The sequence below is a fragment of the Psychrobacter urativorans genome, from assembly GCF_904846675.1.
GTDB classification, from domain to species: Bacteria; Pseudomonadota; Gammaproteobacteria; order Pseudomonadales; family Moraxellaceae; genus Psychrobacter; species Psychrobacter urativorans_B.
Genome location: NZ_CAJHBT010000019.1, coordinates 23,745 through 44,495 on the forward strand (window position 1 = coordinate 23,745; position 20,751 = coordinate 44,495).

Here is a 20,751-nt window from a genome sequence, read left to right on the forward strand (position 1 = left end):
ATGTTTAACACGCCTTTTTATTTGCTACACTAAACCGATTGCATACAGGACAAGATAATTATGTTAGACGTATCATTAGGTTTCAGTAAACGTTATAGCGTGACAGTCGTCTTACTGACCGCTTTATTAATGCTGGTGTTAGCAATTAATGGCTGCCAAAAAGCATCTGAAACGGATACTGTCACTGATGAAGCGGTTGTGAATACTCAAACAACCGCTGAAAGCCCGATTCAAACTGATCAGCAACTCACTCAACCGGCTAACAGTCAATCATTGACTATACTAGCACTCGGCGATTCTTTGACAGAAGGTCTAGGGGTTGCAAATGATGCCAATTATCCAGCGCAGCTAGAAGCGAGCCTACAAGAAATGGGCTATAAGAATGTCAAAGTCATTAACTCAGGGTTAAGTGGCGAAACCAGTACCGGTTTGGTCAATCGCTTGGATTGGGTCGCGCAAACCAAACCAGATATTACGATCTTAACCATTGGCGCGAATGATGCTATTCGCGGTATTGATGTAGTAACCGTTGAGGCCAATATTCGTACAGCCGTTAAGCATCTACAAGATAATGGCAGTCAGGTCATCTTAGGCGGCATGCAGATTTATGACAATTTAGGTAATGACTACGTACAATCTTTTACAGCGATGTACCCAAGAATAGCCAAAGATATGAATGTAACGCTCATCCCCTTCTTTTTAGACGGTGTCGCTGCCGATGCTAATCTTAATCAAGCCGATGCTATTCATCCAACTAGCGAAGGTTATACCATCATCGTTAATGATAATATTCTACCAATATTGAAACCTGAGATTGAGCAGATGCTAGCAAATAAATCAGCGGTACTCGCACCAGAAAACATGCCAGCAGAGACACCACTAGTTGAGACTTCGCAATGACACTATCGAAAACGGCATCAAAAATAACGGCGACAGCATCGTCGACAGCAGCGCCAACCCCTAAAAAAAACGCGCTGCTTGTCGGCTCGCAATTGAATAAAACCGTACAAGTCGGTGAGCAAACACTGTCTATTATTAAAGACGTTAATATCCACGTTAACGCTGGCGAGTTTGTGGTCATTATGGGCAAGTCCGGCTCCGGCAAGTCGACCTTACTGGGACTATTGGCCGCTTTAGATCACCCCGATAGTGGTTCCGTTGAATTGGCCGGACAAACATTAAGCACGCTTGATGAGGACGCATTAGCAGTCATCCGGCAGCGCGAGATGGGCTTTGTCTTTCAATCCTTTCATTTATTGCCAACATTAACAGTGGCAGAAAACATTGCTTTTCCACTCGATATTGCCCGGCGTCCGAATAAGGCGCGGGTTGATGAATTGATTGAAGCGGTTGGCCTCAGTCACAGACGTAACAGCTTACCCAGTCAATTATCTGGAGGTGAACAGCAGCGCACAGCCGTAGCACGCGCCTTGGTATCACACCCTAAGATTGTGTTTGCCGATGAGCCTACCGGTAACTTAGATGAGCAGAATGCCGACCAAGTTATGCAGCTGTTATTAGACTTACGCCAACAAGTCGGTTCGGCACTGGTCGTCGCGACTCACGATGCCGCGCTTGCCGAAATGGCTAATAGAGTCATTACTATGCACGATGGCCGGATTTTGTCTCAATGAATAATAAGCTAACAAATAATAGCACCATGGATAATGAGTCAAATTATTCTAATGGCATACTGGGTCGAATATTTGCGCGCAGCTTAGGGTCACAGGTATTAAGCCGCAGTTGGTGGCGACGCTGGGTTTATCCAGTGCTGTTTTTAATTACCTTAACGTTGTCGCTTGCCACTTACCTGACCCTCGACTCTATCCAACAGACGGTCAATAGTTATATCAATGACAATCAGCGCGCGCTGGTTGGTGGTGATTTGATATTGACCAGTAACCAAGATTGGCCTGCAGAAGTATTAAGCCAAGTACAAACGATTGCTGATACGCAAACGGTTTATGACTATCAGTTTAATGCCATGATAGTCACTGCTGAGCAAACCTTACTTGCCCGCGTAAAAGCAGTCTCGCCGGCTTACCCCTTATATGGTGAAGTGGCGCTGGCCTCTGGCACGCCATTATGGCAACAGCTGAATTCAAATAGCGTAGTGGTCGCTCCTGAAGTTCTTAAAGGTTTAGATATCAGCGTTGGCGATAGTATCAACGTTGGCGACGCACAATTTATTATTAGTGATGAGCTGATTAAAGAGCCGGATCGTCCACTCACCGCGTTTGGTTTTGGCGGTCGCGTATTAATGCAGCAAGATGCTCTCGAGGCAACTAATTTAATGGGTCAACGTAGCCGAGTCAGTTACCGTATCGAGCTGGCAGGTGACCCTGAGCTGATGGCTAGCCAGCGCGAGCAGCTAAACCAAATATTAGAGAACTATCCCGATATTGAGCTGTCCGATGCCGAGTCAGCGGATACCTCGGTATCACGTATCTCTGACAATGTACTGAAGTTCTTAAAGCTATTAGTCATAGCAGTCTTGCTGTTATCTGCGGTGGCAATGTATGGCGTCATTACTGCATTTGTGACCAAGCAGCAATCTAATAATGCCATTCGTATGGCGTTAGGTGAGCCTATAGGAGCAATCAAAGGCAGCTATTATCGCTTGCTAATGGGTACAGCAGTAATCGCTTGTATCGCAGCGGTAGTTTTAAGTCTTGCTTTTCTCAAAATCGGTCAGCCCTATCTTGCGGCAATTTTACCAGCGGATATTGGTCTTGCCATCAATCCTCTGAGCATTACTAAGACTGTCATCATTGCCTTAGTATTGACCTTACTCATTACGCAACGCGGCCTTAGTACGCTCAGGACGACTAAGCCTGTAACCTTACTTAATCAAGGTGCCAGTCAGCAGTTGCAACGCTTGCCTTGGTATCGTCAGCTACCGCTATTATGGTATGGACTGATGCTAGTCGGCTTATATGGCTTCTTCGCTTATGAAGTGCAGTCTTTGAAGCTAGCCGCACAATTACTTATCGGCTTAATCGGTTTTATTGCCATATTCTGGGCATTGGCACGTGCTTGGTTATGGCTACTTTCGCGCGTGGCGACTTATAGTAAAATAAGCTGGATGCAGCGTATTGCTATCCATAACCTTGCCCGTAAAGGCAATCAATCAGTGCTTTTCTTTGTCACCTTATCGCTATCGGTAGCCGTACTGACACTAATTACGACGCTTAATCATAGTATTAATGTGCAGTTTATTAACGCCTATCCTGAGGATGCGCCCAATTTATTCTTACTAGATATTCAGAGTGATCAACACGATGACATTAATAACTTAATCGATGAGCCTGTTAGCTATTATCCAGTGATTCGAGCGCGGGTGGTGACTGCCAACGATGTTCCGGTACAAGACATTGAGCCTGCTGAAGGCTTTGATGATCCGACCCGCGTCTTTAATTTAAGCTACGCTGATACAGTGATGGAAACAGAGTTTATTACCTCTGCAGTGCAAGATAATAAGCTCTACGCTCCTATTATTAATGAAGATATTGTTAACGAGAATCATGCAATCCAAGCAGTTGAGACAATAGCGCCTTTATCTATTTTAGATACCGCAGCAACTATGCTCAACGTTAAGATGGGCGAGCAGATTCGCTTTAATATTCAAGGTATTGAGATTGTCGGTCAAATTACTAGTATTCGCTCGCGCTATGAGCGTGGCCCCAGTCCTTACTTTTATTTCTTATTTGAGCCATCGGTATTGTCTGCTGCCCCGCAAATTCAATTTGCTACCGTTCACGTGCCAGCAGATAATATTTCTGAGATACAAGGGAAGCTCGTCCGCCGTTTCCCTGCCATTACTACTATTGATGGCACCGCAATTGCCCAGCAAGTTCAAGAGTTGGTCGCACAGATGAGCCGTTTGGTGTATATTTTTACCTTATTGGCGTTGCTGACCGGCATTATGGTATTGATTAGCTCGCTATTATCCACCTCGCAAGATCGCATGCAAGAGAGCGCCTCATTCCGCCTACTAGGGATGCAAAAACGCGATTTATACATGCTTAATATTTTAGAATTCGGTCTGCTCGGTATTAGTGCCGCCGTATTCGCTGTGACGATTGCTAGTGTTGGCGCGTGGGCAGTGATTACTTACTGGTTTAATTTGCAATTTAGTATGCCTTGGTTGAGCATCGCTATGGGCTCACTAGTGCTAATTGCTTTATTATTCGCCATCTCTATTGTTTATGTGCGTCTGGTTATTGGGCGCGGCATTATGGCACGGGTGCGAGCGATGATTTAGAGTGAGAAGCGTTAAAAAACTGTATTTAGTTTTAACTTTGCAAAGAAAAACCCCGTCATGGGGTTTTTTAATCTGCTGTTATCTACCATCCTTACTCGCTATAAGTTTTGTTCAATCCCAATAACTACAAATTTCATTAGCATAATTAGTAATTGGATAGATGAATTTTTTATCTATACTCAATAGCTTACAGACTTCCCCAAACTTTTGTAATATCGACTGTTTGATAGAAGGCTCACTAAAAGATAAGACGTTAGTCTCACCAAAAACTAAACCTATTATTAATTTTCTCAAAAATCCTCTGGTCTCATCTTGTAGAATCTCATATTTCATAGGTGAAAAATTCACCGTAGCTAAGAAAGACCTAATTATATTAACTTGTTCGGCACTTAGTGCGTCTTCCATCTCAACTATGAAAGAAGCTATCTCACTCGGGTCTTTATATACAATACTATGTAGGCTTTCCAAATTCATTTTTCTATCCCTATAAATCTAAGCTAATATCATGGTGAGTTTGTAACCAATCATCAACGAACCAACTTAGCTCCAAAAATTCATTGTGACCTTCAAAACTAGAAATATTTTTTATTTCTTTAAATTCTCTATAAGATGTGAATAACCAACGCAGTCTTTTACTCTTTATACTATTCCAATTTAAGCCTACTATATTAGCACTATCGATAATTATTTCATTAAAGAAACTAACATCTAGCTCCAAATTATCTTTTACTATCTCATCTTGCTTTAAGAGGTTAGCTACTTTAGGAAAGTCTTCTTTATATAGGTGCAATGAATCCGTAAAATGGTTATGCAATCCAACCTGTATATCTAACTCTCTGGATATATAAAATTGTATTAACCTAAAGACAAAAAGATTGTATGGTACTCCTTTGTAAACATCATTAGATCTATTCAATACAGTCATATCTAATTGGTTATCGCGGATTTTAAATAAAAGAGATATATTACAAGGTATATCTAGCGAAGTTAAATTATTTAAATCTCCAGCTGCATAAATAGAGATGACCGCTCGTCTTGACTCTGGACTGTCTAACAGCTCTTTTATAACTTTTTCGACTTGGTTAACACCAAACTTATTGAAAATACGATAACCATAAGCACCATATAGATGGATATTATCCTCGGAATATTTTCCATAATTATCTATTATAGTCTGTAAAGGCTTAAGTTCATTAGAACCTGAATATATCCAAGCCACTTCCATTATCGCAAAAAATATATTCAAACCTCTACCTTTTACAAAAGGCAAACCACAACTTAGAGATCTGATGGAAAACATAGCTGTGGAAAGATCGTAGCAATCTCCAACTCTTGATTCAGTCAAGGTACTATCAGAGCTAAATGCTTTTAGAGCTGAATAATAGGTTTTTGAATAGTTATCACCAACAAAATATTCCATCTATAGACCACTAAAACGTTTTTTATTTTTTTCTAACTTATTAAGGTAGCCTTCTTCAAGATTGACGTTAAATTGATTAGATATTTTAACTAAGTAAATAAATGTGTCTACCAGCTCTTCATCCAATAAATTTTTGACCTCTTTCAACCTAGAATCCCCTCTAGCAACCTTTTTTAAAATATTTGAGAACTCTCCTATTTCACCTACTAGACACACAATCAAGTGCTCTAATTCATGAATGTTACTCTCATCAATATCTACATAGAAACCTTTCTCTCCTACAGAATGATTGATATCAAAATCTTTCTGTAAACTCTTTATCTTTTCAAGTGATAAGCTCATTGCTCTACTCCAGACCCAATATACGTTATATTATAATTATTAGTATTAATAACGATTAATCTAAAAATAGTTTATTCACAACTTCTAATATTTCATTGTGTATTTCTACTATGTCTTTATTAGCTGCAATAATAGCTAGGTTTCCTTTGTAGTTACTAAATATTTTCTCGTAGTTCTTACTTACTAACTTTAGCTTTCCTTCATTCTCATATTCATCTATAAAAGCTCTAGAGGCAATACGTCTAAGAGACTCTTCTACAGGGTTATTAAGATATATCACTAAATCAGGCTTCGGAAACTTACTATTAAGGGACTTAACAAACTGAAAATCTTCTTCCGTAGTACAATGATAAGCATAAGAAGAGAAGTAGTACCTAGTACTAATGACTACTGAACCAGAATTTACTAATTTGAAAACTCCATCTACTTCGTTGTATAAGTGATCATGTCGATCAGCTGCAAATAAGTAAGCCATCTGCTCATCAAATACATGATCCTGTTCTAAAGGATTATTATTAGACTTTGCAAAAGTGACTCTTCCTTTCATACCTTGTCTTATCAAGTTCCCTATAGGCCCTGAAGAAGGTTCTGAAGTTAAAAAGCAACTGTTTTGCTTCTCTTGGAAAAACTCTGCAAGGAGTTGAGACTGTGTACTTGTACCAGACCCGTCGATACCTTCAAATACTATGAACTTACCTTTCATCTTGGCTCTCTAAAATTTGTATACTAAATTGCATATATCTTATTTTAAGATTTTATGCGTAAAATATGTCTTATCAACCGAGTATCACCCAATATTTCATCTAGTAAAATCAGCATTAAACAATTGTAGATTAGTCTGTTATTTGTTACTCTCTTCCACCAGAATATGCATATGTAGCTAAACAAGTCCACTATGTAGGTATTGGATAATACATACAATTATAACCTTTTACAAAGAGTAGAGTTGATGAGTTTTTTAGGAGAAAGCGAGCTCAAATCTAGAGCTAGAAACATAATTTTAGACTATAATGAAGATGGTATAAAAAGTAACCATTATGAACTTACTCTTGGACAATCATATTGCTCTACAACCACGAATTCTAAAGTACTGCAAGCTACAGATAATCAGATTGTGATTGAGCCTGGTGAATTTTATTTTCTAGAATCGTCTGAAATTCTTAAGATACCTGATGATTTAATGGCGTTTATCTCAATAAAAAGCAAAGTAAAATTCAAAGGTTTGATTAATATTTCAGGTTTTCATGTAGATCCGAATTTCCAAGGTAAACTTGTATTTTCTGTACTGAACGTAGGAACAAGTCCAATAAACCTTACAGTAGGTGATCCATTGTTTCAAATATGGTTTTCAACGCTAACTAGTATCACTACTTATGAAGGCGATCATCAAGGCTTAAAAGGTGTCAACGGAGAGTTTCTCAATAAATATATGATTAGTAATAATAATGCCTATCCTGCGGATTTACAAAAACAGATTAACAAATTAGAAACTAAACTCAGTAATACCCTTGTATATGGAGCAATTCTAATAACTTTAATATCTGGTATTTTTTTTATTGTATTTAAACTTTATGTAGACTCTTTTTTACCGCCCGTTTCATAAGTTTTAACCTATCCCAACCCCTTACGTGATGATGTTTGTTAAAACTTTGCTTAACTAACAATAGTCGCCTTGGAGAGCTTTTCAGCCCTGATTGAAGCGATAGCTTGGTGTGCTGTGCGCCATAGACTGCCAATTACAAGCGCAAAGCAGGATTAGCTCCAAAACCATAAGCCCTGAAACCTCAAACTAAAACGCCCTCTATTAACTTAGAGGGCGTTTTTTTATTCATGATAGCCCTCATTTGCTATAATAACGCCACTTTATCACTCAAATAACCTCTTATAACTTTATGGTAACTCTATGGATTTCTCAAAATTTGGGCAAAAATTTACTCAGCCAACTGGCATCTCCCAGCTGATGGACGATCTTGGCGATGCACTAAAAAGTGACCAGCCGATTAATATGCTGGGCGGTGGCAATCCTGCTCGTATTGAAGCCGTTAACGAAGTGTTTTTACAGACCTATCAAGCGCTTGGTAATGATGGACTAGAAGGGACTGCTCTTAATAGCATAGGCAACTACTCAAACCCGCAAGGTGATGCGGCTTTTATTGATGCGTTAGTAGACTTCTTTAATCGTCATTATGATTGGAATTTAACAGCGGATAATATAGCCCTTACCAATGGCTCCCAAAATGCTTTCTTTTATCTGTTTAATCTCTTTGGTGGCGCATTTACAGATGACCAAAACCAATCCGTGGATAAGTCGATCCTGCTACCGCTAGCACCAGAATATATTGGCTATAGTGATGTACATATCGATGGTCAGCATTTTGCTGCTATTTTGCCTCATATTGATGAAGTTACTTACAATGGCGAAGAAGGCTTCTTTAAATATCGGGTAGATTTTGAGGCGTTAGAACGGTTACCAGCGTTGGTTGAAGGGCGTATCGGTGCTATTTGCTGCTCACGTCCGACCAATCCAACGGGTAATGTATTGACCGATGAAGAAATGAGCCGTTTAGCAGAAATTGCCAAACGTTATGGAGTACCGCTTATTATTGATAATGCTTACGGTATGCCGTTTCCCAATATCATTTATTCAGACGCACATTTAAACTGGGATGACAATACGATTTTATGTTTTAGCTTGTCTAAAATTGGCCTGCCGGGTGTACGCACAGGGATTATTGTTGCTGCGCCTGAAGTGATTGCAGCAGTCAGTTCAATGAATGCGGTAGTCAACTTAGCCCCTACGCGCTTTGGTGCTGCGATTGCGACGCCATTGGTCAAAGATGACCGTATCAAGCAATTATCTGACGAGGCTATCAAACCGTTTTATCAGCAGCAGGCGAATACAGCGGTGCGTCTGTTAAAAGAAGCCTTGGGTGATTATCCCCTAGCGATTCATAAGCCTGAAGGCGCAATATTCTTATGGCTATGGTTTAAAGACTTGCCGATTACTACCGTTAAGCTGTATGAGCGCCTAAAAGAAAAAGGCACGTTAATTGTGCCAAGCAAATACTTCTTTCCCGGTGTTGATGTTGATAACTATAAACATGCGCATGAATGTATTCGCATGAGTATTGCCGCTGATGAGCAGACTCTTATTGATGGTATTAAGGTGATTGGGGAAGTGGTAAGAGAGCTTTATGATGATAGGTAGATATTTTTCTTAAAAAAACATTTGGTTTACAGAAAAATAGAAGGGTAGTGTTATGAGATTTAAAGTAATATATTCAAATCTCATAATACTACCCTTCTATTTTATCATTGAGATAAAAGCTTTAGGTTTTCAATAATCCTTAAACAATAGCACTACTACGATAGACACTTAACAAAGTCTGAAATGTATTGCTATTAATGATACTAACCATTTTCTGTGTAGATGTCTGAATTTCTTCTTCTGTATACGCTCGGTTATAAGTGTTCTCTGGATGATGAATACTATGCCTTATATAGGACATTAAAGTAAGGTTGATTGGGTTAGTGCGCCCGTTACCATTGTCTTTTATCCAAACCATATCTTGTATAATGCTATGTTCCCTTTCTACCCATTGATCAAATTTTTTAGCCATATTGCTATTAGTAATATCAGAAATATATCCATAAAGCTCATTATGGAAATCTGTTGAGCATATCTCATAAGTAAAATAATTTATTTCTGCTAGAGTGGGTGAAAATGAGAATGTTTGCATTGATTCAACAAGGTTTGCTTGCGCCGACTGGTTATTTTTCTTAGTCATATATGTACATATATCATTGCTTGCAAAATGCTTTAATAAAAATGGAGAGTGAGTAGTAAGGAATACCTGTTGATGCTCTGAAATTGTAATTATAGATTTAATTAAAGTCATCTGTGCTCTAGGATGGAGAGAAATTTCTGGTTCATCAATGAAAAAGAACAGTGGCTTTTTCAAATCCGCATTGCTTGGGTGTTTAACTAGAAAGTCAGCATAAACTTTCATAACCGCTAATGCGAATGCTCTTTGCATTCCGCTACCTTTTTCAGAAATATTTGTCTCAATTCCATCATTAACTATTATGTCACCCAATTTAACAAATGATGATGGTTCTGGGGGCTTAAAGTCAAATGAGACCGTCGCTTCTCCATAAAACTCACCTAGTGATTTTTGAATATCATTGACGAGGTGTTGAGATTGCTTTAATAGAGAATCTTCACCTGTAGTAAATGCTACATTATGAGCATCTAAAAAATTGTTCCAGTTACTGCTAGTTTCAAAGTTATTGCAAACATCCTTAAGTAGTTTTCCCAATGTTTTGGTACTACCAAAATCTGTTAATTCACTTGCATCCATATCCGACCATATAGATACAACCTCGAATAATGTATTAATGGCTTTATCGAATCCAGTGGGGTTTTCAAACTGATCAGTAACACTATTGTAGACGGTTATTTTTCTAATATTAATATCTACTGACTTTTTACCCTGCTGAACACTATATTCTTCAGAAGTACGTTTCAGCGTTATTCTTTGCGTCCCATCATCAGTTACAACATAAGGTAAATACTTAACTTCAGAGAAGTTTTCTATCGATTGTTCAAGATTGCCTTCTATTTCTATAGTAACGGAAACATGTTTATCTTTGTGATTGGCATTCTTATAATCATCAATAGTTTTATCTCTTGGAGCTCCCGACCTCAAAAAATCGATTGCTTTGAATACTGTAGTTTTACCAGTATTATTTTCCCCAACTAAAAACACAACTGGCTTATTAGTATCAAGTTCATGTCGCCCAGCAAATGCTTTAAAGTTCTCTAAAATTATCTTACTAATTTTCATACTCATCCTTTATTAGAACTTTAGTAGTAAATGACACACAAACAAATTTTTAATTTAGTTTGTTTTTCTTATTATTAATTAAGATTTAGGACTCACAATAAAGTATACGAATTTAATTTAAAGTCTTTTTTTTAATAAGCTGCTTGGTTTACTTACTGAGTCAAAGATTCTTGTCCAGCCAGTTAATACATAGAGCACAGAGGGTAGCAGGCACGTATTGATAAGATCATGGATGCTTACCCTTAGTTCTATTTTTCCTATCCCCAAGATACCTAGCTCTGTAATAGTATGGCGGTTGTCTAAATACTCGCCTAATAAGGCAATGCAGGTCACCATGATTAAAGCGATGAATGACCTGATACTGTATTTTCCAAAAATTGGACGCAGCAGGATTAAACTCAATAAATAAACGCTGATGCCCACATACATATGTAGGGCATCTTTGTCTAGTCCTGTGGCATTCACGATGTCTGTCTTAAAGATATAAAAATCCACTTATTTCTCTTAAATTATAATTATAGATATAAATACCAATAAAAAAAGTTTGCGACAATGCAAACTCTCTTGCGCGAGGGCAAAGCAGTGCTTTGCTCCTTCCTCGCTCAGGTTACGCATTTGCTAACCTACCTTGACATTGAATTAAACATTTAACTCACGTTTATTTAAATATCCCAATCCACAAAATTCTTTAATAACTGCAAGCCTGCGCTATGGCTCTTTTCTGGATGGAACTGGGTTGCAAATAAATTCTCTTGCAAAATACTGGCACAAAATGGCTGACCGTAATCACAAGTTGCCGAAATTTGATTGCTATCGGCAGGCTCGCAATAATAGCTGTGAACAAAATAAAAGTGCGAATTGTCCTCAATGCCATGCCATAGTGGATGATTGAAATCCATACCGCTGATAGTATTCCAGCCCATATGTGGCACTTTAATAGGCGCGCCATTTTCATCGATCCATTCGGGATCAAAAGCTTTTACTTGCCCTTCTAAAATATCCAGACAAGGCGTGCCACCATTTTCAGCAGACTCAGTAAATAACGCCTGCATGCCCACACAAATGGCCATCACTGGCTTATTAAATACCGCATGACGTATGACGTCATCAATGCCAGCCTCGTGCATGCCAGCGATGCAAGCACGCATCGCTCCGACACCAGGGAAGAAAATCTTATCCGCAGCAGCGACTACTTTTGGGTCATTGGTGATGGAGACTTCTGCACCGACCGCTGATAGTGCTTTACTGGCAGAGTGTAAATTACCCATGCCATAATCTAATAACGCAATTTTGGTCGCTCTACTCATCTAGAACGCCTCTTTGGTCGATGGCAAGGTATTTAGCGCACGCTCATCATATTCGCAAGCCATACGTAGCGCACGCGCAAAGGCTTTAAAAGTACTCTCGATTTGGTGATGGCTATTTTTACCTTTTAGATTGTCCAAATGCACGGTCATCCACGAATGATTCACAAAGCCGTAGAAAAACTCACTGAATAAATCAACATCAAAAGTACCCACATGCGAGCGAGTGAATGGAATATCCATGTGCAATCCTGGACGACCAGACAAGTCAACCACTGCGCGGGTTAACGCTTCATCTAATGGTGCGTAGAAATGTCCGTAACGACGAATGCCTTTTTTGTCGCCTAGCGCTTTAGCAAAGGCTTGTCCAACGGTAATGCCGGTATCTTCGACACTATGGTGATCATCAATAAACGTATCACCGGTACATTTGATCTCTAAGTCGAATAAACCGTGACGCTTGATTTGGTCTATCATATGATCTAAAAATGGCACACCAGTGTCCACAGTGCCTTGACCAGTGCCGTCAAGATTGACTGTACAGGTTACTTGGGTCTCAGCGGTATCGCGCGTAACAGTCGCGGTACGTGCGGCATGGCCGTAAAGATTTTTAGCAGAGTTTTGATCTTGCGATTGTGCTGTCGAATTGGCGGTCATAACTACCCTCTATAAATATAAAATCAATAAAATAGGGCTAAAAACATGCCCGAGATGTTTGGAATAAAGTGAAAGAGCTATAAGTGGTAAATATTAAGAAATGGGAATGTTATTAAATAGGTTAGGCGCTGACGTATTTTACTTGAGCTTGTACATTTTACTTGAAACAGTCATTTCATCTATTAATTTAAATCGGCTTTGAAATTCAGCTTCTAAGGCTATAAGAAGGCCTGTAAGAAGCACCGTAAGAAAGCTTCTAAAATACGGTCTAAGCGTTATCTATCCTCATCATAGCAAACCCTAACATTTACTGCCACGCCCAAGCAGCAAACCACGCTCATATTTGCACGATTCTGCTAAAATAGTGAATCAAGTATTTTAAATCAATGCTAATCAACCAACGTAGGAACCAACTATGCCTTTAGAAGCGATTGCCATTAATAGCTTGGATGCGCCACTGATTAAAAAACCAGGACGCGAGCATGAATTAGCTGAGCGTCTGCAAGCCCTTTATGATACTGATGACAGTCAACCTGCTGGCGCAGAGGTGCTAAGCATCATCGAGCAAGGCTTTAAGCGTGGTCAGTGTCTATATGTTGGCATGTTTAATGATAAACCTATCGCGGCAGTTGGCTGCTTCGATGATGGGCAAACTGATGCCAAACGTCTGCAATATTTGACCGTACATGCAGAGAATCGAAATCGCGCGATTGATGCCAAGTTTATCAAGCTGGTGTACGATGCTGAGGTCAAAAAAGGCGTGCGCCAATTTGTGCCGGTCGGTGCTGATATCCATCGTATTATGACCGAGTATGAGCTACTACAAGTTATAAGATAAGCGAGTTGCTATTTACTACTTACTGAGAGAAAACCGTTAAGAGAAAGTAACATTTCGAATTTTTAGCCTAAAACTGACTTTCTTTGCTTTTTTATCACATAAAACGCAAAAACAACTTGACAGCAGAGCCAATATTTAGTTTAATAGCGCCTCAACGAAGACGGCTCGATAGCTCAGTCGGTAGAGCAACGGATTGAAAATCCGTGTGTCGGCAGTTCGAACCTGCCTCGAGCCACCATTCGTTACTAGATTCTAGCAGTACTTTAAGAACCTCAAGCATTTATGTTTGAGGTTTTTTTATGTCTGTAAATTACTGCTTTAAAACCCTACTCTACACTTGTATAACACTTTTAGGCTATTATTTATATAATGGCGCTGATTATACTAAAAGTCACCATCGTTCATGGGTAAAGACTATGCGAGAGTTTGATTACGACTTGGATTATAAGAGCCTAAATCTACGCGATCAGCCTGAGCTATATCGTGTTGGCCGCGGTGAACAAGGGGTGCTATTGGTTGAGCCATATAAATCTGAGATACTTCCCTCTTGGCGCTTTGCGACGCCTGATATCGCTACCGAGAGTAGCAAGACTATTTATCAAATGTTCTTAGATTATATAGCTGCGGATGACTTTATCGGTGCCGATATGGCACGCAAATTTATCCAAATGGGCTATACACGGGCGCGGCGTTATGCCAATCATAAAGGCGGTAAGAAATATAAGGGCGCTGTCCCTGACAATAAAAAAGGTCAAAGCGGTGCCCATGGTCGCGCGGAGCTACCACGTCAAGAGGAAGACCCTATCAAAGCCGAATCCGCACGTATCTTTAAACAGAAATGGGATTTGTGCCGCGAAAATGAAAACTATCTAACGATGAAAGCTGAACATCGCCAGCGCTATAAAGATATCGAATAAATATGCCTGGAACAATATAGCAAAAAACCAATTACTTTTACCCACTGTGCTAAGGTAATAAGAGATAAAAGCACTTAACTGACTAATAAGGGCAATAAGCCTTTTTTACAGCACATAATAATGAGAATAAATAATGACTAAAAAACTTTTAATTTTTGATTTTGATGGTACCTTGATTGATAGCGTGCCCGATTTGGCTAGTGTCGCCAATATTATGCTCACACAATTAGGCAAACCAACTTATCCGATTCATACCATAAAAGAATGGGTGGGTAATGGCGCACGAGCACTGGTAGAACGTGCCTTATCTGGTAGCATTGAAGTTGATAACAGTTTATCTATAGCAGAAATAGAAGCCGCTGAGCGCTTATTTTATAATGCTTATGAAGCGCATGACACTAGCAAAACCACCTCTTATCCTGATGTCGACCAAGGTTTAAGACAATTAAAAGATGCGGGCTTTACCTTAGCATTAGTCACTAATAAACCCATTCGCTTTGTTCCCAAAATTTTAGAAAGTTTGGGCTGGACACCACTATTTTCTATGGTGCTAGGCGGCGATAGTCTACCGGTTAAAAAGCCTGACCCAGCACCCCTACTACACGTCTGTGAAACACTTAACTTTAAACCTGCACAAGCTATTATGATTGGCGATTCTATCAATGATATCTCGGCGGGTAAGCAGGCAGGCATCGATACTGTTGGGCTATCCTACGGTTATAACTACGGTAAAGATATCCGCGACAGTAATCCCAATCAGACTTTTGATCACTTTGCTGAGCTGCTTAATTGGTTGCTCAAATAAACGTCTCGTTCTAACAAGTTGTGTCGCATTTATCATTCATGATTGGCATGGGAAAAGAAATGTTCAAACGTAAGTTGTGTTGTGCAAACTGTAATAAAGAGATTGTCGGGGGTGAACCAATTTTTGCCGAAATGCTCGCCCCTAAAAGTATCGTGATGGTAGAAATTAAAGCGTATTTAAAAAAGAACAGTACCATTTTTTGTCAAGCGTGCTTAGATTCTAAGAAGTTGAAGGCTGACTAAGCATTTGAACATTCATAAATTTTAAGACTCATTATTTACTGCGATAGCTAAGCGCTTCAGACACATGAGCACTAGTGATATTACTACTGTCTGCTAAATCAGCAATGGTACGTGCTACTCGCAGTACACGGTGATAGCCTCGAGCAGATAGGTTAAGACGCTGCTGCGCCAGCTGTAATAACTGCTGCTCGCCTTCTGCTAATATTGCGTGCTTATCAAGGTCACTAGAGCTTAGCTCATTATTGACTTTTTGTTGCCGTGCCAGCTGCCGCTTATGAGCAGCCGCTACCCGAGTACGTACTTGCTCAGATGTTTCCCCAGCGCTGCTATTTTGCAAATCAGCAATCGGTAGTGCGGGTACAGTGATATGCAAATCAATACGGTCAAGCAGCGGGCCTGACAGTTTATCTTGATAGCGCTTAATCTGCTCTGGACGGCAGCGACAACGTCCTGATGCGTCGCCATCATAACCACACGGACAAGGATTCATTGCCGCAACCAGCTGAAAATTAGCCGGAAAAGTCATTTGTGAATTGGCACGGCTGATAGTGATTTGTTTGGCTTCTAAAGGCTGACGCAGTACCTCTAAAACGCTACGATCAAACTCAGGCAGCTCATCTAAAAATAAAACGCCTCTATTGGCCAAAGTAATCTCGCCGGGTTTGGGACGGGAGCCGCCGCCAACCAGTGCGACTGCTGATATGGTGTGATGAACTTGCCGAAAGGGGCGCGTGCCATAATCGTAATCGCTATCTGCTACCGAATAAGTGCTGGCGACTTCTAACGCCTCCTCCGCGCTTAAGTCCGGCAAGATAGTCGGTAGCCGTGATGCCATTAATGTCTTACCGGAACCGGGCGGTCCTGTGAATAATAAAGAATGGCCACCTGCCGCTGCAATTTCTAACGCTCGCCGTGCATGATGCTGACCTTTGACATCTGCTAAGTCCACCTGATAACTGGCATTGGGTTTGATGCGGCTTAGCGGTACGATAGCCAAGCGCGCCTCCGTTGCGTTAGGGTCTGCTAACGACTGTAGATGTGTACAGACTGCTTTTAGATTCTGAGCGGCTAATATTGTCACCCCTTCAACGCGGCTGGCTTCGACGCCATTGTCTGCTGGCACGATCAATTGCCGCTGGGCTTGTGACTCTCCTGATGCTAGCGACTCAGCTTTCATCGCCCGTGCTACTGCCAAACTCCCAGTCACTTGTCTCAGCTCACCATTGAGTGCCAACTCTCCAATAAATTCAAATGCCGATAGCACTTCTGGTTCAAGCTGATCACTGGCAGCCAAAATACCAATCGCTATAGGCAGATCTAATCGTGCCCCATCTTTTGGTAAATCAGCAGGCGCTAAATTAATAGTAAGACGACGATTGGGAAACTGAAAGCCAGAGTTTAAGATAGCAGAGCGTACTCTATCTTTACTCTCACGAACTGCCGCGGCCGGTAGTCCCACGATAGTCAAAGCGGGTAAGCCTGATGACAGATGTACTTCAATAATGACCTGTGGTGCGTGCAAACCGACGACTGAGCGGGTATAGACCTGAGCGAATGACATGAGTGTTACCTAATATAAGGAACTATCGATAATAAAGTATTCTCTATCTATGCGCAAATGTCGTGTCTCATTATTAATAAAGTCTATTGCGCCAAGTTTGATTTATGATGGTATTGCTACCGTTAATTCAGTATAAAAGAACGCCTCAGCCACCACACTAAAGACAAGGATTTGTTATACTGGTCATTGTCTACTTAGCCAACACTGTTAGCCAGATAACGCATAGAACTATATAGCATAAAGCCATGTGGGTTTTAACGGTCAGGGCTTATATAGCTCAAAAGTAGCCAACAACCCGCTAGCAAATAACTAGCACGCTACACACGGTCAAAACGAGGAATGTCGCATGTCACAGCAAGCAGAATATAATAATGCACAGCAGCCAAATGAACAGCCGACCACTACACGCCCTGTTGCACAAGTAAACAACCCTTATGCCAGTCTTCGTGGTACTAGTGGTAGTAAACAGCTACCAGCCTTTGATGAAGACCTTGTTAATAAATACAATCGTTCTGGGCCGCGCTATACCTCCTACCCGACCGCTTTAGAATTTTTGCCGATGCCGGATGGTCTTGAGGCCAAAATCCTCGAGAATCGTGAAGCACGTGCGCCCCTGTCGTTATATTTTCATATCCCGTTCTGTCGGCATCTATGTTACTACTGCGCTTGTAATAAGATTATCACTAAAAAAAACAGTGACTCAGGCGATTATTTGCAATATCTCATCGCTGAAATTAAGCACAAGCGCAGCTTACTGACCTTACCGGAGAGCGGAGACAAGCCGCTGGTTAAGCAGCTACATTTAGGTGGCGGCACACCAACCTTCTTGCGTGATGAAGAGATGGTGCAGCTGTGGGAGTTTTTACAAACCCAGTTTGAGTTTTTACCCGAAAATGAGGGTGATTACTCTATTGAAATCGACCCACGCGAGCTGGGTGACGAAACCCTACAAACCTTGCGTAACCTTGGCTTTAACCGAATTAGTTTAGGCGTACAAGATTTAGATGAAGCCGTACAGATTGCCGTTAATCGGGTGCACTCAGCAGAAATGATCGCCAACATCTTAAATGAAGCCCGAGATCTAGGCTTTCATTCGATTAATATTGACCTGATTTATGGCTTACCGCACCAAACCCCTGCGACATTGAACAAAACCGTCCACCGTATTATAGAGATGTCACCGGATCGTCTGTCAGTATTTAACTATGCCCATCTGCCTGAACGCTTTAAAGCCCAGCGCCAAATTAAAGACGAGGATTTACCAGATCCAGCTGAAAAAATTGCCATGCTCGGTAATACTATTAATACCTTAACTGAAGCAGGCTATCAATTCATCGGTATCGATCATTTTGCAAAGCCTGATGATGAGCTGGCAGTGGCGCAGCGCGAAGGACATTTGCACCGTAATTTTCAAGGTTATACCATCATGGGCGACTGTGACTTGTTAGGCTTTGGAGTATCTGCAATCAGTCAGATCACCAATGCCAATAGTAGCTACATTTTGCAAAATCACACTGACTTGCAGATTTATCAAGACAATATTAACGCTGCAAACAATAATCCTATGGCCATGCCAGCGGTCAAATATATCAAAACCTCAATCAAAGATCGCTTGCGTGAGTACGTCATCATGAATCTACTATGTCATGACTATATCGACTTTAAAGACGTCAATCAAAAATTTGGTATCGATGCCGTTACCTATTTCATTAATGAGATTCAACAGCTTGGTGAGATGCAAAAAGACAAGCTGATAGATATGGATGTGGCTGGTATCCGCATTTTGCCTAAGGGTCGCTTATTGGGCCGTAACGTGGCCATGGTATTCGATGAATATCTTGAGAAAAAACATAAAAATCGTTTTTCTAAAGTTATTTAATAAAGTTCCGCTAGCAATAAAAAAGACCTCAATGCGAGGTCCTTTTTTGGTTAAGAATGAATAAAAATAAATATTTTTACCTACTTATTCACTAGGCATTACAATATATAGCCTAGTGGCATCTTCTATGGTTTTGTCACTGTCTAGATATTTTTGCTCAACGGTGTTATTACCATCCGCCATGACTAAGTCAGTGATAGCAAAGTCATCATCATTTAATAAACCCAACGAGCCATCCCGACGTAACCATAAGCCCTCAAGCTTATCGTGCGGATAATCTAAGGTAGCGAGAACATCGACCACTAAGGTTTTGCTGGCAGGCTTGATATTCATTTCTGCAAGTGCTTGCCAACTACTATCATCGGCGGCAATAAATTGCTCTAGCGTCTGACCATTGATCGTTAGACCCAAACCTTTATCTTGCTTAAGACTATTCTGTTTAATACTATATCTAGCAGCGCTACCTTCGTCCGACTCACTAGCAATAGCTTCAATGTTAGTAGCCTGAGCAATATTAACTTTATAAATATATTTTTGCGCAGATTTGTCTTGTAGAGGGAATTTGCGATCATGTTCAATGAGGTAAAACTCATGATTGCTTAAAGCGACGATACCAGAATTTACATGTTGCGCTTTATTGAGACGATATAAATATTGTTCAATCTGACCATTGACTAGATTAATGGTAACCATGCGCGTCAAATTCGAGTCACGTCCTGATTTATCTGGGTTGTCCATTGAAGACTCCATGATACCGACTAACGTTGTTTGATCAGGAGTAATAGTCAAGGCTTCTATACCGCGATTGGCTCGGCGATTAGCAAATTCCGCAGGCAATAAAACCGGTTTGCCATTGATCATGACATTATTACGCTTATCATTAGCAAACGGATTAATTCGCGCAATCTCTACCCCATCGGCATCATAATGGATAATATTCGGGCCATACTCATCACTGATCCAAAAGCTACCATCTACTAATGGTGCTAGACCTTCAGGGTCAAGACCATTGATATCATTTTTGATTGGATTAATACTCTCATCATAAGACAGGTCAGGATTAACCGTCATGAGCTTGCCTGACACATCGTACGGAACCTCATTAGTACCGCCCAACGCTTTTGGATTGGGTAGTCCAGAGATAGGATTACCATTAGTATCGTTAAGTAGAATCTCTTTAACCTTTGTTATCTTTCCATCAGCTTGTAATTCAAACAATCCAATGCGCGGCGTATAGCCAGGTAGCAAAAAGCGTTTACCTGGACCAGCGCTACCATCAAAGTCAGCATTAGGCCCGCGATCAGTTAACGCGTAGAATTGATTGGCATTGGTCGGATGGGCAGCCGCATCTGAGCCAAATCCGCCACCACGAATTTCTAGCTTTTTATCAGGATAGGCGGCATTGGTATGTTGATTACCAAGCACGCTATAAGGCAGTGGACTGCCCTGAATGAATTCCAGATTCTGGTTAATTACTTTATGCATAGCTTCTTCTTTTTTATTGTTTTTTGACATTTTTATTTCCTAATTTAATATTTTTTAATGGTTTAAATAAATAGCGCTATAAAACCATACCCCAATAAAAAGACAGATGAAGACTGATTTGTTGTCAATTTGCTATAATTTATAGACAAAAAAATAGACAGCTAGCAAAATACTAACCGCCTATTTTCAT

At 40.5% G+C, this 20,751-nt stretch carries 19 protein-coding genes and 1 tRNA gene; 10 read left to right on the forward strand and 10 right to left on the reverse strand.

What is annotated here, in order from left to right; translation table 11 throughout:
- Nucleotides 1-60 precede the first annotated feature (60 nt).
- From JMY06_RS09215 to JMY06_RS09225, 3 genes are read left to right on the forward strand one after another with little or no spacing between them, the layout of a single operon-like run.
- On the forward strand, nucleotides 61-900 hold the full coding sequence (locus JMY06_RS09215; protein ID WP_201618006.1) for an arylesterase: 840 nt from the start codon (nucleotides 61-63) through the stop codon (nucleotides 898-900).
- Nucleotides 897-1,634, forward strand: coding sequence for an ABC transporter ATP-binding protein (locus tag JMY06_RS09220; RefSeq protein ID WP_201618007.1), 738 nt, complete (start codon nucleotides 897-899; stop codon nucleotides 1,632-1,634). Before JMY06_RS09215 ends, JMY06_RS09220 begins: the two co-directional genes overlap by 4 nt.
- Nucleotides 1,631-4,264: an ABC transporter permease gene (locus JMY06_RS09225; protein WP_227672267.1), complete on the forward strand. Its 2,634-nt coding sequence runs from the start codon at nucleotides 1,631-1,633 to the stop codon at nucleotides 4,262-4,264. Before JMY06_RS09220 ends, JMY06_RS09225 begins: the two co-directional genes overlap by 4 nt.
- 111 nt (nucleotides 4,265-4,375) lie before the next feature.
- Here JMY06_RS09225 and JMY06_RS09230 read toward each other — a convergent pair whose 3' ends face one another.
- The 4 genes from JMY06_RS09230 to tmk are packed head-to-tail and all read right to left on the reverse strand — an operon-like array spanning nucleotide 4,376 to nucleotide 6,729.
- On the reverse strand, nucleotides 4,376-4,738 hold the full coding sequence (locus JMY06_RS09230) for a hypothetical protein (RefSeq protein ID WP_201618008.1): 363 nt from the start codon (nucleotides 4,736-4,738) through the stop codon (nucleotides 4,376-4,378).
- A 10-nt stretch (nucleotides 4,739-4,748) separates the two neighbouring features.
- Complete coding sequence (locus JMY06_RS09235; protein ID WP_201618009.1) at nucleotides 4,749-5,684, reverse strand: thymidylate synthase; 936 nt, start codon at nucleotides 5,682-5,684, stop codon at nucleotides 4,749-4,751.
- On the reverse strand, nucleotides 5,685-6,026 hold the full coding sequence (locus JMY06_RS09240; protein WP_201618010.1) for a MazG nucleotide pyrophosphohydrolase domain-containing protein: 342 nt from the start codon (nucleotides 6,024-6,026) through the stop codon (nucleotides 5,685-5,687).
- Between the two features lie 55 nt (nucleotides 6,027-6,081).
- On the reverse strand, nucleotides 6,082-6,729 hold the full coding sequence (tmk, locus tag JMY06_RS09245) for a dTMP kinase (protein WP_201618011.1): 648 nt from the start codon (nucleotides 6,727-6,729) through the stop codon (nucleotides 6,082-6,084).
- A 246-nt stretch (nucleotides 6,730-6,975) separates the two neighbouring features.
- On the opposite strand from tmk, the gene JMY06_RS09250 reads away from it, so the two are divergent.
- A complete protein-coding gene (locus JMY06_RS09250) occupies nucleotides 6,976-7,629 on the forward strand; it encodes a dCTP deaminase domain-containing protein (RefSeq protein ID WP_201618012.1) in 654 nt (217 codons plus the stop codon).
- 300 nt (nucleotides 7,630-7,929) lie between these two features.
- On the forward strand, nucleotides 7,930-9,234 hold the full coding sequence (locus JMY06_RS09255; protein WP_201618013.1) for a valine--pyruvate transaminase: 1,305 nt from the start codon (nucleotides 7,930-7,932) through the stop codon (nucleotides 9,232-9,234).
- Nucleotides 9,235-9,373: 139 nt separating this feature from the next.
- On the opposite strand, the gene JMY06_RS09260 is transcribed toward JMY06_RS09255, so the two are convergent.
- The 4 genes from JMY06_RS09260 to hisB form a co-directional block, all read right to left on the reverse strand.
- Nucleotides 9,374-10,873, reverse strand: a complete 1,500-nt coding sequence (locus JMY06_RS09260) for an ATP-binding protein (RefSeq protein WP_201618014.1) — start codon at nucleotides 10,871-10,873, stop codon at nucleotides 9,374-9,376.
- Between the two features lie 117 nt (nucleotides 10,874-10,990).
- Nucleotides 10,991-11,338 (reverse strand): hypothetical protein, encoded by a 348-nt coding sequence (locus tag JMY06_RS09265; RefSeq protein ID WP_227672268.1) that lies wholly within the window; start codon nucleotides 11,336-11,338, stop codon nucleotides 10,991-10,993.
- A 197-nt stretch (nucleotides 11,339-11,535) separates the two neighbouring features.
- Entirely contained in the window at nucleotides 11,536-12,180 is a 645-nt protein-coding gene (hisH, locus tag JMY06_RS09270; protein ID WP_201618016.1) for an imidazole glycerol phosphate synthase subunit HisH, read from the reverse strand.
- The gene (gene hisB, locus JMY06_RS09275; protein ID WP_201618017.1) at nucleotides 12,181-12,834 is read right to left on the reverse strand and encodes an imidazoleglycerol-phosphate dehydratase HisB; all 654 of its coding nucleotides are present in this window, start codon (nucleotides 12,832-12,834) and stop codon (nucleotides 12,181-12,183) included.
- A 415-nt stretch (nucleotides 12,835-13,249) separates the two neighbouring features.
- Here hisB and JMY06_RS09280 point away from each other — a divergent pair, with 415 nt between their 5' ends.
- The 4 genes from JMY06_RS09280 (at nucleotide 13,250) to JMY06_RS09295 (ending at nucleotide 15,394) form a co-directional block, all read left to right on the forward strand.
- Complete coding sequence (locus JMY06_RS09280) at nucleotides 13,250-13,672, forward strand: hypothetical protein (protein ID WP_201618018.1); 423 nt, start codon at nucleotides 13,250-13,252, stop codon at nucleotides 13,670-13,672.
- 162 nt (nucleotides 13,673-13,834) lie between these two features.
- A tRNA-Phe gene (locus tag JMY06_RS09285) sits at nucleotides 13,835-13,910 on the forward strand.
- A gap of 178 nt (nucleotides 13,911-14,088) precedes the next feature.
- Nucleotides 14,089-14,589, forward strand: a complete 501-nt coding sequence (locus JMY06_RS09290; protein ID WP_201528401.1) for a DUF4385 domain-containing protein — start codon at nucleotides 14,089-14,091, stop codon at nucleotides 14,587-14,589.
- Between the two features lie 133 nt (nucleotides 14,590-14,722).
- Nucleotides 14,723-15,394: a phosphoglycolate phosphatase gene (locus JMY06_RS09295; protein WP_201618019.1), complete on the forward strand. Its 672-nt coding sequence runs from the start codon at nucleotides 14,723-14,725 to the stop codon at nucleotides 15,392-15,394.
- 273 nt (nucleotides 15,395-15,667) lie between these two features.
- Here the strand turns inward: JMY06_RS09295 and JMY06_RS09300 are convergent, their stop codons facing one another.
- The gene (locus JMY06_RS09300; RefSeq protein ID WP_201618020.1) at nucleotides 15,668-17,197 is read right to left on the reverse strand and encodes a YifB family Mg chelatase-like AAA ATPase; all 1,530 of its coding nucleotides are present in this window, start codon (nucleotides 17,195-17,197) and stop codon (nucleotides 15,668-15,670) included.
- Between the two features lie 346 nt (nucleotides 17,198-17,543).
- On the opposite strand from JMY06_RS09300, the gene hemN reads away from it, so the two are divergent.
- A complete protein-coding gene (hemN, locus tag JMY06_RS09305; RefSeq protein WP_201618021.1) occupies nucleotides 17,544-19,076 on the forward strand; it encodes an oxygen-independent coproporphyrinogen III oxidase in 1,533 nt (510 codons plus the stop codon).
- A gap of 84 nt (nucleotides 19,077-19,160) precedes the next feature.
- Here hemN and JMY06_RS09310 read toward each other — a convergent pair whose 3' ends face one another.
- Nucleotides 19,161-20,591, reverse strand: a complete 1,431-nt coding sequence (locus JMY06_RS09310) for an esterase-like activity of phytase family protein (RefSeq protein ID WP_227672269.1) — start codon at nucleotides 20,589-20,591, stop codon at nucleotides 19,161-19,163.
- Nucleotides 20,592-20,751: the final 160 nt, after the last annotated feature.

Coding starts and splice junctions, on each gene's coding strand:
- JMY06_RS09215 (WP_201618006.1), top strand. CDS start 61: ATGTTAGACGTATCATTAGGTTTCAGTAAACGTTATAGCGTGACAGTC.
- JMY06_RS09220 (WP_201618007.1), top strand. CDS start 897: ATGACACTATCGAAAACGGCATCAAAAATAACGGCGACAGCATCGTCG.
- JMY06_RS09225 (WP_227672267.1), top strand. CDS start 1,631: ATGAATAATAAGCTAACAAATAATAGCACCATGGATAATGAGTCAAAT.
- JMY06_RS09230 (WP_201618008.1), bottom strand. CDS start 4,738: ATGAATTTGGAAAGCCTACATAGTATTGTATATAAAGACCCGAGTGAG.
- JMY06_RS09235 (WP_201618009.1), bottom strand. CDS start 5,684: ATGGAATATTTTGTTGGTGATAACTATTCAAAAACCTATTATTCAGCT.
- JMY06_RS09240 (WP_201618010.1), bottom strand. CDS start 6,026: ATGAGCTTATCACTTGAAAAGATAAAGAGTTTACAGAAAGATTTTGAT.
- tmk (WP_201618011.1), bottom strand. CDS start 6,729: ATGAAAGGTAAGTTCATAGTATTTGAAGGTATCGACGGGTCTGGTACA.
- JMY06_RS09250 (WP_201618012.1), top strand. CDS start 6,976: ATGAGTTTTTTAGGAGAAAGCGAGCTCAAATCTAGAGCTAGAAACATA.
- JMY06_RS09255 (WP_201618013.1), top strand. CDS start 7,930: ATGGATTTCTCAAAATTTGGGCAAAAATTTACTCAGCCAACTGGCATC.
- JMY06_RS09260 (WP_201618014.1), bottom strand. CDS start 10,873: ATGAAAATTAGTAAGATAATTTTAGAGAACTTTAAAGCATTTGCTGGG.
- hisH (WP_201618016.1), bottom strand. CDS start 12,180: ATGAGTAGAGCGACCAAAATTGCGTTATTAGATTATGGCATGGGTAAT.
- hisB (WP_201618017.1), bottom strand. CDS start 12,834: ATGACCGCCAATTCGACAGCACAATCGCAAGATCAAAACTCTGCTAAA.
- JMY06_RS09280 (WP_201618018.1), top strand. CDS start 13,250: ATGCCTTTAGAAGCGATTGCCATTAATAGCTTGGATGCGCCACTGATT.
- JMY06_RS09290 (WP_201528401.1), top strand. CDS start 14,089: ATGCGAGAGTTTGATTACGACTTGGATTATAAGAGCCTAAATCTACGC.
- JMY06_RS09295 (WP_201618019.1), top strand. CDS start 14,723: ATGACTAAAAAACTTTTAATTTTTGATTTTGATGGTACCTTGATTGAT.
- JMY06_RS09300 (WP_201618020.1), bottom strand. CDS start 17,197: ATGTCATTCGCTCAGGTCTATACCCGCTCAGTCGTCGGTTTGCACGCA.
- hemN (WP_201618021.1), top strand. CDS start 17,544: ATGTCACAGCAAGCAGAATATAATAATGCACAGCAGCCAAATGAACAG.
- JMY06_RS09310 (WP_227672269.1), bottom strand. CDS start 20,591: ATGTCAAAAAACAATAAAAAAGAAGAAGCTATGCATAAAGTAATTAAC.